11 protein-coding genes and 1 pseudogene are annotated in these 11,935 nt (G+C 38.0%); 6 read left to right on the top strand and 6 right to left on the bottom strand.

The window, feature by feature from the left end:
- Positions 1-355 (bottom strand): annotated as a pseudogene (locus ACTHN6_RS01645) (hypothetical protein); the annotation flags it as partial.
- A 185-nt stretch (positions 356-540) separates the two neighbouring features.
- On the opposite strand from ACTHN6_RS01645, the gene ACTHN6_RS01640 reads away from it, so the two are divergent.
- The 3 genes from ACTHN6_RS01640 (at position 541) to ACTHN6_RS01630 (ending at position 3,263) form a co-directional block, all read left to right on the top strand.
- On the top strand, positions 541-1,362 hold the full coding sequence (locus ACTHN6_RS01640; protein WP_440433966.1) for a universal stress protein: 822 nt from the start codon (positions 541-543) through the stop codon (positions 1,360-1,362).
- 104 nt (positions 1,363-1,466) lie between these two features.
- The gene (locus ACTHN6_RS01635; protein WP_440433965.1) at positions 1,467-1,901 is read left to right on the top strand and encodes an Hsp20/alpha crystallin family protein; all 435 of its coding nucleotides are present in this window, start codon (positions 1,467-1,469) and stop codon (positions 1,899-1,901) included.
- A gap of 75 nt (positions 1,902-1,976) precedes the next feature.
- Positions 1,977-3,263 carry a L,D-transpeptidase family protein gene (locus tag ACTHN6_RS01630; RefSeq protein ID WP_440433964.1) on the top strand — a complete coding sequence of 429 codons (1,287 nt, stop codon included), beginning with the start codon at positions 1,977-1,979 and terminating at the stop codon, positions 3,261-3,263.
- A gap of 76 nt (positions 3,264-3,339) precedes the next feature.
- Here the strand turns inward: ACTHN6_RS01630 and ACTHN6_RS01625 are convergent, their stop codons facing one another.
- The 5 genes from ACTHN6_RS01625 to ACTHN6_RS01605 all read right to left on the bottom strand — a co-directional run bounded on the left by ACTHN6_RS01625 (position 3,340) and on the right by ACTHN6_RS01605 (position 9,835).
- Complete coding sequence (locus ACTHN6_RS01625; RefSeq protein WP_440433963.1) at positions 3,340-4,293, bottom strand: 1-phosphofructokinase family hexose kinase; 954 nt, start codon at positions 4,291-4,293, stop codon at positions 3,340-3,342.
- A 112-nt stretch (positions 4,294-4,405) separates the two neighbouring features.
- The gene (locus tag ACTHN6_RS01620) at positions 4,406-5,089 is read right to left on the bottom strand and encodes a CHAD domain-containing protein (protein ID WP_440433962.1); all 684 of its coding nucleotides are present in this window, start codon (positions 5,087-5,089) and stop codon (positions 4,406-4,408) included.
- 13 nt (positions 5,090-5,102) lie between these two features.
- Positions 5,103-7,493: a phosphoenolpyruvate synthase gene (gene ppsA, locus ACTHN6_RS01615; RefSeq protein ID WP_440433961.1), complete on the bottom strand. Its 2,391-nt coding sequence runs from the start codon at positions 7,491-7,493 to the stop codon at positions 5,103-5,105.
- A gap of 194 nt (positions 7,494-7,687) precedes the next feature.
- Positions 7,688-8,101, bottom strand: coding sequence for an Hsp20/alpha crystallin family protein (locus ACTHN6_RS01610; protein ID WP_440433960.1), 414 nt, complete (start codon positions 8,099-8,101; stop codon positions 7,688-7,690).
- A gap of 150 nt (positions 8,102-8,251) precedes the next feature.
- Complete coding sequence (locus ACTHN6_RS01605) at positions 8,252-9,835, bottom strand: T9SS type A sorting domain-containing protein (protein WP_440433959.1); 1,584 nt, start codon at positions 9,833-9,835, stop codon at positions 8,252-8,254.
- Positions 9,836-10,216: 381 nt separating this feature from the next.
- On the opposite strand from ACTHN6_RS01605, the gene ACTHN6_RS01600 reads away from it, so the two are divergent.
- From ACTHN6_RS01600 to hpf, 3 genes are all read left to right on the top strand, one after another.
- Complete coding sequence (locus ACTHN6_RS01600; RefSeq protein WP_440433958.1) at positions 10,217-10,675, top strand: DUF2267 domain-containing protein; 459 nt, start codon at positions 10,217-10,219, stop codon at positions 10,673-10,675.
- Positions 10,676-11,210: 535 nt separating this feature from the next.
- Complete coding sequence (locus ACTHN6_RS01595) at positions 11,211-11,525, top strand: hypothetical protein (RefSeq protein WP_440433957.1); 315 nt, start codon at positions 11,211-11,213, stop codon at positions 11,523-11,525.
- 94 nt (positions 11,526-11,619) lie between these two features.
- Positions 11,620-11,922 carry a ribosome hibernation-promoting factor, HPF/YfiA family gene (hpf, locus tag ACTHN6_RS01590; RefSeq protein ID WP_440433956.1) on the top strand — a complete coding sequence of 101 codons (303 nt, stop codon included), beginning with the start codon at positions 11,620-11,622 and terminating at the stop codon, positions 11,920-11,922.
- Positions 11,923-11,935: the final 13 nt, after the last annotated feature.

Here is an 11,935-nt window from a genome sequence, read left to right as displayed (position 1 = left end):
CGTTAAAATGATATTGATTTAAAACGGGAACTGCGTTCATAAACTGTGAAGCCGTGCCATCATCAAAACTTAACATTACAGGCTTCGGCGGGAGTGGACTTTTGGTATGCAAATAACCTAACAATTCATCGGGTGTGATGGCATGATAACCGCTGTCTGCCAGTAACTTCATTTGCACAGCAAACTTTTCCGGTGGCAGTATATATGTTCTTGCAGATTTTGAGTCAGAGGCCTGCCAGTTACGCACCTGGTGATAACATAAAACCGGTATTTCAGGTCTTAGCTGTTGCGCTTCCGGTTTATTTACCTGCGCCTGAAATAATACATAAAAGATTATTTGTGATATAAGTATCATAGCACATAATTGGAATAAATTATAACCGGGACATCGCAGTTCATGCAACCGGTATTGAAAAACTACCCTGCATGCAAATTGGAATGAGAGCGCCTGCATATGATTGACAGCAATCATATGCACCTATAATTTTAATCAGTATTTTAATTGCAGAACCAGAAGACTTTTGGATTAAAGCAATAGTTATGAAAACACTTGTTACAGCTACCGATTTTTCAAAAGCTTCTTTAAATGCAGTGAATTATGCTGCAGACATGGCTGCTGCAATAAATGCCAGGCTTGAAATATTACATGTGATTCAGGTGCCTGTTATAACGGATATTCCGGATTACGTGGTACAACTTGAAAATGAAATGTATGAACAGGGTGCCCATAAGCTTCAATTGCTGAAACGGAAACTTGAGAAAAGAACGGCTAATCTTGTAAAGATTGCTTACAATATAATGGAAGGAGATACGAATAGCGCAATTAAAGAGGAGGCCAAAAATAAAAAACCGCTTGCCATTATTCTTGGATCAAAAGGTGCAGGCAACCTGCAAAATATTATATTCGGAAGCGTGGCTTTGCACACGGCAAAACATGCGCAGTTTCCTGTTTTACTAATACCTGAAAAAGCAAAGTTTGCCAATGTTTCAGCCATTGCTTTCGCAACAGATTTGCTGGCTGAAAATTTCAGTGATCTATCTAAGCAATTGCGTAAATGGCTCAGGCTGTTTGATGCACGGCTTGATGTAGTGTATGTAAACAATAATCCAAATTTTAAAATTGAAAAAGAAAAACAATTTGCATCGCTTAAAAAACATTTAAGCCGTTATAATGTGCATTTTAATTATGTGGAAAATAATTCTGTGCCCGATGGAATTTCAGCTTATATTAAAACAAAAAAGCCCGGTATGATGGTGCTGATGTACCATAAAGAGCGTTTCTTTCACAGGCTTGTGTACAGAAGTGAGTTTGGAAATATTTTCAAAAATACCGCTGTACCATTGCTGGTAATACAGGGTTGACAATTGATAAAACTCAGGCATGAGGCTGACTGCCATCATTTGAAAAGATCACACCGGGAAATAGCTTTGTTGTAAATAATTTTTATAACTCTAAAAAAAATTTTATGTCAACAAATGCACTAACCAGGGGAACAAGCCTGCTGCCTTCGTTTGTAAACGATTTCTTTAAACCCTGGAATAACTGGCTCGACAATGGATTTGAAAAAGCACTTTCTGTGCCTGCTGTAAACATTACCGAAAATGACAGGCAGTATAATGTTGCTGTGGCTGCACCCGGTATGAAGAAAGATGATTTCAAGATTGACCTGGATGGCGATATACTGACCATCAGTTCAGAGAAAGAAGAAACAAAAGAAGAAAAAGATCAAAACTATAACCGCAGGGAATATAACTATTCCTCCTTCAGCCGCTCATTTACTTTACCCGAAGAAGTAAAGCGCGATAAGATTGAAGCGAAATATGAAGAAGGCGTTTTAAACATTGTATTGCCGAAGAACGAAGCAGCTAAAACACCTCCAAAGTCTATTGCAATTAAATAGCTGAAATGGGGGTGCTATGTTTTGCCCCCGCCGTAAAGGCGGGGGCTTTTGTTGTTTAAATCATTAACCCAAATCATGATCAGGCATCTTGTTCTTTTTACTTTGTTTTGCTGCAACATATTTATTATACAGGCACAAAAGAATAATAGTGAAACTTTGCGCTACCCTGAGATGGTATCAGCGTTTTATACATTGCTCGATAAACAGAATTTCTGGACGGGAGACACAGCGGCAGCTTCGCTGAGAAATAAATTTTTAACCGTTATTGACAGCGCTGAAAACTGGGGGCTTGCCGGTAATGATTATCATTACACGGCGCTGCATGAACTTGTAAAAATAGCGCCGGGGGAAGAAGACTCTGGTATTCTTAAACGTTGCGAACTGATATTTACAGATGCTGCCATTTCTTTTTTTAAAGACCTGTATGAAGGCAGTAATAATAATGCCCGCCACGATGAGCTTTCATCAAAGTACACAGAAATTAATAAGCGAATAATCTTAAACAGGCTTGTTGCGCTATGCAATGGAAATTGCTTTGAAGATGTAATCAACAGCCTGGAGCCTGCAGGCGATGCGTATGCTGTTTTAAAATCCGAATATCAGCGACAAGCTGCAAGCCATTCTTTTTACAATATGATGCAGCTTAAGCGCACATTGAATTATTTACGATGGATAAACCATTTTAAATTTGAACGGTATATTGTTGTAAACATACCTTCTGCTGAATTAGGTTATTACCAGGCCGATACCGTTGCTTTACGAATGAAGGTTGTGGTTGGCAAGCCTTCCACACAAACACCCAGGTTTGCTGCTTATTGCAACAAAGTAATTTTATATCCCTATTGGAATGTACCTGCATCCATTACAAACAAGGAACTGCTGCCCTTGTTTAGAAAAAGCCCGGGGCTGATAGAGGATATGAAAATGCAGGTTATAGATAATAATGGGAAGATCATAGATCCTTCATCGCTTAACTGGTCTTCTTATAATAAATATAATTTCCCTTACAGGCTGCGCCAGTCAACGGGCTGTGATAATGCACTGGGTGTAATGAAGTTTAACCTCACAGATCCTTTTAATGTTTATATGCATGATACCAACAATAAGCTTGCATTTCTTCGGTCAAATCGTTTTTACAGCCATGGCTGCATCCGCATAGAAAAACCGCTTGAGCTGGCTAATCTTATTTTGCCTACCCCGGTTGATTCAACGTTTATCCAATCCTGTTTAAAAGATGAAAAGCCAATGGAACTTGACCTCACTAACACGGTACCCGTTTTTATTATTTACAGCACGGCGGGCATTAATGCAGACAATAATGTAGTTTATTATAAAGATGTATATAAGCTTTTAAAAAGATGATATGGCGAAAGATGCCCGGCAATAAATGCTTCCCCGATTTTACGAATTTAAAAATAAATTACCTGAAATGTTTATTCTACTTTTCATACTGTTGCATCAGTTGATAAAGGCCCGTAACATCTTTAATATTACACAACTGCGTTCCTTCATTTAAGGTGGCTGCAGTGCCACAGGCAATGCCATACCGCACTGCTTCCCTTATATCTTTACCGGCTGACAGATACGTAACAATACCTGCTACCATACTATCACCCGCGCCAACAGTACTTTTGCGTTTTACAGGCGGCGCCATGAATTGTTCAGCAATATCTTTTGTAACAAGCAATGCACCCGCAGCGCCCATTGATACAATCACCACCTCGCAAATATTTTTTGAAATGATACTTCTTGCTGCTGTTGTTATTTCATCACCAAGCAATTCTTCTTTGCCTGCAAGCATGCTTAATTCATTAAGATTAGGCTTTAAAATGAATACATCTTTTATTGTATGAGCGCTTAATGCTTCTGCAGGAATATCAAGAATAAGCTTTGCTTTTTTTTGTTTTGCTATAACAGCGATGCGCTCAAATATATTCTGTGGAAAGCCAGGCTGCATGCTTCCGCTTACAACCAGGTACTCAATTGAATGCATGTTTTCAAGAAGGGCAAGACATTGTTTCCAATGTGTTTCTTCAATAGGATGGCCCGGTGTTATAAAACGGTATTGAAAATTGGTGGCTTTGTCCACAATCATAATGTTTTCCCTCGTGTCAATCCCTGTATCAATAACTTCAGCGGCTATCGATTCTGCTTTGAGTAAGTTTTGCAAAACCACCCCTGTGTAACCACCGCCGAGATAAATAGCCAGGGCATCTCCACCTAACTTTTTTATTGCTCTTGCTACATTAATACCGCCACCGCCTGCTTCATTTTTAAAAGCGGTACATCTTAGCTTTTTGTCCGGTAACAATACATCAACGGAACTGCTTTTATCAATGCATGGATTAAAGGTGATGGTTACAATGGCAGGCATATTTATAATTTCATTCATATTTTTTCAAACATATTTGTACATACAGAGGCCAGCTGTTCCATCATACTGTGTTTTTCATGCAAAAACTTTTTTTTCATTTGTAGCAGCAGTTGTTTTTCATTTGCATCTGCTACCTTATCCAGTATTCATCTGATAAAAGTTCAAGCTGAATGCATTTATCTCTAAAATCGCCCAGTTGCTTTGTAAGCAATTTTAAATCTTCTTCTTTGGAAACGGGCTTTGGTAAATGCTCAGGAACCAAGTAATGCAGGTTATATAAAATATCTTTTAAAATTTTGCGGACAGTGTGAATAGGATTGTCTTCTTTCATATTTTTTAACTGCGCCTTTAAACCGGTCAGCCTTGTTTTAAGAAACCTTTTTGTTGTTGATTTTTCCAGCTTGGCTGGCAGCTTCTTTAAAATGCCGTGTTCATTGTCTTTAAAACTATTATCAGTCATCAGATCAGCGGCTTGCTTTTCCCAATAACTTTTTTCTTCATCTAAAATCTGTATATATGTTTTTGGCTGTTCAATTTTATATTCGGTTACATACTTAAAAATCGCATGTTTCTGTAACTGTACGTTCCGGATAATGCCAATATAACCATAGAATGTTTTGAGCTGTTTTGGAAGAGTTGCTTTGCCTTCTTTGTCATTGGCTTTAACCAAACGTAAAAACGCCCGTAATTTTTTTACGGCTATCCGGAAATAATGAATATCATCCGCATTAAATTCTTTGAGAATTTTAGGTAATAATTTGTTGATTGTTTTAAACAGTGTTTCAACTATCCCGGTTATTTCTTTTTGCTTCATACCTGGAGAGAAGTTAAGCCGGTAAACGCAAAGCTTTCTCAGCCTTATTAATGTTTTCAATTCCTTTAAGCAAAGCATCTGCATTGAAGGAAATGCTATTGATACCTTCTTCCACAAGAAACTGTGCAAACTCCGGAAAATCGCTTGGCGCCTGGCCGCACAAGCCTATATGCGTGCCGCACGCATTTGCTTTTTTTATTACCATACTTATCATTTCTTTGGCTGCTTCATTTTGCTCACTAAAAATACCTGATACCAAAGTTGAATCTCTGTCAACACCCAGGGTAAGCTGTGTTAAATCATTTGAGCCGATAGAAAATCCATCAAATAATTCAGCAAACTGTTCGGCCAGCAAAACGTTGGAAGGTATTTCCGCCATCACATAAATTTCAAGTGATTCATCTTCGCTCCTGTTTAAACCAAACTCTTTCATAGTCTGTATTACCTTTTTTCCTTCCTCAACCGTTCTGCAAAACGGGATCATTATTTTTACATTATTCAGCCCCATTTCTTCCCGCACTTTTTTTATTGCACTGCACTCAAGCTTAAAGCCATCTTTATACAAATTGCTGTAGTATCTTGAAGCACCCCTGAAACCCAACATCGGGTTTTCTTCTTCCGGCTCAAATTGTTTACCGCCTATGAGGTTAGCGTATTCATTCGTTTTAAAATCGCTCATGCGCACAATTACATCTTTGGGATAAAATGCAGCAGCAATGGTAGCAATGCCTTGCGAAAGCCTGTCAACAAAAAATTCTTTTTTATCACTATAACCTTGCGTAATCTTTTTTATTTTTTGTTTGGCTGTTTTATCCTTCACTGATTCAAAATTCACCAGGGCCATCGTGTGCGCCTGTATAAAATGCGTAATAATAAATTCGAGCCGCAATAAGCCAACGCCATCATTTGGATAAAAGGATAATTGAAATGCTTTATCTGGGTCGGCCAGTATCAGCATTACTTCTGTTGAATCCGGCTTCTTTAGTTTGCTGATGTCAATTTCCTTTTTTTCAAAATTTAACTTACCATCATAAACGTAACCCGTGCTTCCTTCACAGCAACTTACCGTAACGGTTTGCCCGTCTTTAATTGCAACAGTGGCATCGGTACAACCAACAACTGCAGGCACGCCCTGTTCGCGGGCCACAATAGAAGCATGGCTTGTTCTGCCACCTTTGTTGGTAATAATGGCAGATGCTTTTTTTAATATTGGATCCCAGTCGGGGCTTGTGATATCTGTAACGATTATTTCATCTTGTTTCAGCTTTGATGCATCATTCGGCGAAAGAAGAATACGTGCAATGCCGGTAGCAACTTTTTCTCCTATCGCATTGCCTGATGTTAATGCGGTACCTTTTTCTTTCAATTCATATTCTTCAATCAATGCCGTATTTTTTTGTGAATGCACGGTCTCCGGTCTTGCCTGTATAATAAATAATTCATTTGTCAGGCCGTCTTTTGCCCATTCAATATCCATTTGTCTCTGATAATGCTCTTCAATAAGTAAGGCCCAGTTCGCAAGCTGTATTATTTCGTCGTCATTTAAAACATACTGGTTACGTTTTTTTAAAGGTGTGCTTATATTAATAGTGGATGCAGTTGATTTTTTATGGGCATACACCATTGTCTGCAATTTTGAGCCAATCTTTTTTTGTATGATGGCATTTTTTCCCTGTCGCAATGTTGGTTTAAAAATATAAAATTCATCAGGTGTAACGGCGCCCTGTACAATGTTTTCACCAAGGCCCCAAACACCTGCAAGATGAATTACATCTCTAAACCCTGATTCAGGCTCAAGTGTGAAGCCTACCCCTGAACAGGCCTTGTCTGAACGTACCATTTTTTGCACACCGGCTGATAACAAAACTTTATCATGCTCAAAGCCATTGTCTTCACGGTATTTGATTGCGCGTGCAGTATACAGAGAAGTGAAACATTTATGCACGGCTTCAACAACGGCTTTGTCGCCTTTAATATTTAAGTAAGATTCATGCTGGCCGGCAAAACTTGCATTAGGGAGGTCTTCTGCGGTTGCACTGCTGCGCACGGCAACTTCAACAGGTTTGTTTTTGTACAACTCATGGTAATGCTGAATAATTTCCTTTGCAATTTCATCGGGCATTTTTGCATTTGACATTAATGCTCTGGCTTTAGCGCTTATTTCATCAAGATTTGAATAATTCTTTTTATCAAGCGATGATAAAACCTGCTGAATCGCATCCGTTATTTTATTCGCCTCTAAAAATTTTTTGAACGCATAAGATGTGGTTGCAAAGCCATCAGGAACACGAATGCCTTTTGAAGAAAGTTTATTATACATTTCGCCCAGCGATGCATTTTTACCGCCAACAGATGCAACATCATCAATGCCTGTTTCGCTGAATTTTTTTATGTATGGTTCCATAGTTAATTATTGAACAACAAATATGCCCGAAAGAGCATTTACAACGCCTGACTGCCATCAGCCATGCTAATGATTATTGTCAATAATATCATTAGTCTTTCTATGTTTTTGTTACCTTATATTTTATAGTAAGTTTAGCCTGGCTTCAGTGTTTGAAATAAACAAGGTTAACAAATTATCCTGCCAGGATATATTTAATACACAACAATTCTTGTTTTCCCTGTGCCATAGGCCTGCTTTGCTTTTGGAATATAACAGTGCAGTATGTTGCGTTTATATTCTGCTATGGCCAATTCGGCATCTGCATCATCCGGCAATTGAATATGCCGCTGAAAGGTTTTCCCTTTTTTCATTAGCTTACCTTCATCTGCACTGCAAATGAGCAGCAAATTGTTTTCAGCAAATACAATCAGTTTCTCTCTTTCAATTCCTACGGGTACGCCAATCTCAATTTTATATTCATCAATCAATTCTTTAATATTCACATATGGCAAATTAGGATTATCGTCAGGCGTATTCATTGTTTGTTCAATAATAGCGGCTTCATTGTTTTCAGAAACAAACTGTCCGGGGTAAACTGAATAGTCTGTATAAATATCGTTTTTCATGTCTATTAAATAAACATAAATTTAAAAGAAGCAGTTCCTGTTTTTCATGATGCCGGTTTATTAAGAGATGATTGAAATCATGTCTTTAAAAATTTAATTGCAGTTTATGGGCGTTTATATAAACGCATTCGGAAATGCATGATCCTTCAACTATTGTTTTATTATTTTGCTGGTAGATAACAGCCTGCCTTCTGCGTCAAATACTTTTACCAGGTACGTGCCCGGCGTAAATTGTTTTACATTTAATTGTGCATTGCTTTCTGCAGATTCGGTGATGAGGAGCCGTCCATTTGCATCATAGAGGTTTATTGTTTTTTTACCCGTTCCGGCTTTGGTAAGTTCAATATTTAAAATTGACTGAACAGGATTAGGTGATATTTTTACCAGTGCCGCGTTGGCAGTTAAATTGTAAGATGATTGTGATAATACATCGGGAAATTGCGCATTTACTAATGCTTCAAGTTTTTTTATCCTTTTTTCAAGTTGCTTATTTTTATCTTCAAGCGCATCATTTTTTACAGATAATTCCTGTACCGCTTTAACCAGGGGCACTACAAATTCTGCATACCTTAATCCGTATAAATCTTTGTCATTCTTTGCAGCATCAACGCCGCTGAAATCATAGTTTAAAGCTTTGGCTGCTTTTTCTACATCCTGTGCTATAAAACCGGTGTAAGTTGTTTGTTCTTTTGCAACCTGTGATGATTTGTTATCATTTGACGTGGCAATTATTTTTCCATCAATCATTTTATTCACAACACGCTGAAGAATTTTATTCGCCGCTGTAAAATCAAGTTGATAAGTAACAGGTTTTAGTTTGTTGATAAATGATAAGCCCGGTACATTTTCTTTTATATTCTTCTTCACTCTTCCATCTGAAATATTTGTCCAGTTCGCAAAGCCACCTATACTCGTCACATTACTGTTGCCTATGCGCACCTGGTTAGAAGCAGTGGCCAGCGCTGAATCGCCTATGGCCGTGCTGTTGATAAGATCGGGCGCATTCACATCTGCACGGTATCCGATAGCCGTATTGCTTAGGCCGGTGCTGTTGGTGGCTAATGCGCCAAAACCAGCCGCCATGTTTTCCGATCCGGTAACATTTGCATCTAAAGCAAACATACCCATAGCCGTATTTACAGACCCGGTGGTATTAAAATACAGCGCAGCTGACCCGCAAGCGGTATTGTCATAGCCGGTGGTATTAGTAGTGAGTGCACTCCAGCCCAAAGCACTGTTGCCATTGCCTTCAGTGTTTGCTGTTAAAGCAAAACTACCCACGGCTACGTTGGCGTTGCCGTAATTAATAACAGATTTTAAGGCAACATATCCTACAGCAGTGTTTTGGAATCCGCCATTTTCATTCCCTGAAAATTCCCCAACAAAAATGTTGTGGTTATAAAACCCGGGCGTAAAAAGCACCCTGTCATTTCCAATGTAAATGCCGGAATCTTCCGCCACATTAATATTACCATTTACATCAAGTTTGTGCTGCGGGTTGGCAATGCCTATGCCAACAGCGCCGGCTTTGGTAAGGCGCAACCGTTCCATATTATTGGTTCGAAACACTACATCTTTATTATCAATAGAGCCCAAAAAATTGGTAAGCGGATTGGTATTCCTGTTGCCACCCGTAAACCAAACCGGTGATTTTGCGGTAATGTTGGTTTGTGCTATAATTGATGCACTTGTAATAAAAATTAATACAATAAGAAGAGTAAGTTTTGTTTTCATAAAACAGATTTTAGATTATAAAAAGTTGCGGAAAAATGATTGGTGATAAATGATGTTATATTATGTTCAGGCTTCAAAAAGATGTTTAATCTCTACTGTCAAACTAAATTATTTTGTTATTGTTTTAAAAGAAATGATTGCTGTCAACAGAATAGATGATCCTGATTGTAGCATTATAATAACTTTATTACATTACCACATTGCCTACAAAAAGCTTGCGTATTATTTACAAAGCTGTATCATTCAAAACTATAGTCATAAAGGAAGCGCTAGGAAAGGGCCATCCTGATTTAAATTATTAGCGCTACTGATTTCAATCATTGGAATGGCTTTTCAGGGAAGATATTTTTATGCCTGATTTTTAACTGGTAAAAATATTTTATGGCTACTCCTTTTGATAAATATGCAGCTAAAGGCAATGAACTGCTCCACCTGCTTGCAGAAGATTTGCAGATATCCAATGAAAAAGCATTTCGTATTTTAAAAGCTGTGCTTCATGTGCTGCGCGATCATGTAAGCATACAGGCATCTGTGCAGCTGATGGCACAATTGCCGGTTGCCGTTAAAGGTGTATATGTTGAGCAATGGCATGTGAATGCTGCAGTAAAAAAATTGCACGTACCACTTGATTTTTTTAACGAGGTATGCCTGTATGATAAGAGCATGGCTTTACAGGATTTTGAAAATTATGCCGCAGTTGAAAATTCCGTTAAGGCAGTTTTTAGAACGCTTAATTATTATTTGTCAAACGGTGCGTTTGAAGATATAATAGCCGTAATGCCAACTGAAATAAAGAAATTAATTGAGAATAGTATCGGTAAAAACAGGATGGTGTTGTAATCGTATTAGCTCATAACAACGAAACGTTCGGAATATATTAAAGCCTGGTTTAGTAGAGGTCAGAATTTAAGATCTGTTGCGTATTGAAGTCAAAATCAAATTAACCAATCTTTGCGGTGAAGTGCCGTTGCTAACCTATGTGTATTACAACCCGGGTTGATCATTCTTTTAAAATTGGTAAATTATATAAGAAGATTGACCGGGATATTTGAAACGGTTATTGAAACAGCGATTCTTTTTCTGGATTAAGTAATAAAGATTAATCACTGCTTCCGGAAATGAGACAATTGGTTCAAAGTAACCGCGGGATTGGTTTACTTTAATTAGTTAGCAGGCGCAGGAGGAAGGCATCCGCATATTTTACCCCGCTACACTATGATCGCTTTTTTAAAATGCACACTGCTTAATTCCCTGTTCAGGGCCTATAAAAATCATCACCGGCACTGATGTAAATCAAAGAAAATTAAATAAGGCATTTTTAGATTTGAAAGCAGCCTTATATACAGGCCAATCAGTAACCACAAAATTGCAGACCATGAATTCAGATACTTCCGGGCATACCATTAATGTTATTCTCGTGCAGCATTATCACAGCGATAAGCAAAGCCTGCAGCAACGCTTGCATATTTTAACCGATGCGTATTATGCTGCAATTAAAAGAGGGGAGATATTCAGCGATGTTAAAAAAATTTATCTCGCAATTAAAAAAACCAAAGCAGCAATACAACTGGAGGCAGAAAAGATAAATGGTATTGAAAGAAAGCTGGCAGATAACGAGCAATCTTTTATTACCTGCAATTATGTGCATCTCCGTTCTTCAATTATAGAACCTGCGGAATGCATTTTATAAGCATCATGACTGCAATGAGGACTATCATGCTACTGCTTGATACAGGTTATAGATAGCTGTATAACGGATAGATAATTTTAATAAAAGCGTAATAATGGAAATAAATATAGCATCACCGCATTTTGATTTATCGGAAAAAAGAAAAGCAAAAATTGAACATAAAATAGCGCTTTTAAAAAAGTTTTATCAGCGCATTACTGCTTGTGATATCATTGTTTCTGATCAAGGCGATGAGAAAGGAAAAAAGTATTGTATAGAAGCAAAAATGTTGCTCCCGCAACGGGTGCTGTTTGTAAAGGAAAGTGCAGCAGACTTTGATAAAGCATTGTATCAATCAATAAAAAAAATCTTACACCAGCTTAAGCAGTACAAAGAACGGCAGGAAGCAGTAAGATGAGGCTTATCAATAG

The sequence above is a fragment of the Parafilimonas sp. genome, assembly GCF_051953455.1.
Taxonomy (GTDB): domain Bacteria; phylum Bacteroidota; class Bacteroidia; order Chitinophagales; family Chitinophagaceae; genus Parafilimonas.
This window is presented reverse-complemented; position numbering and strand designations above follow the sequence as displayed.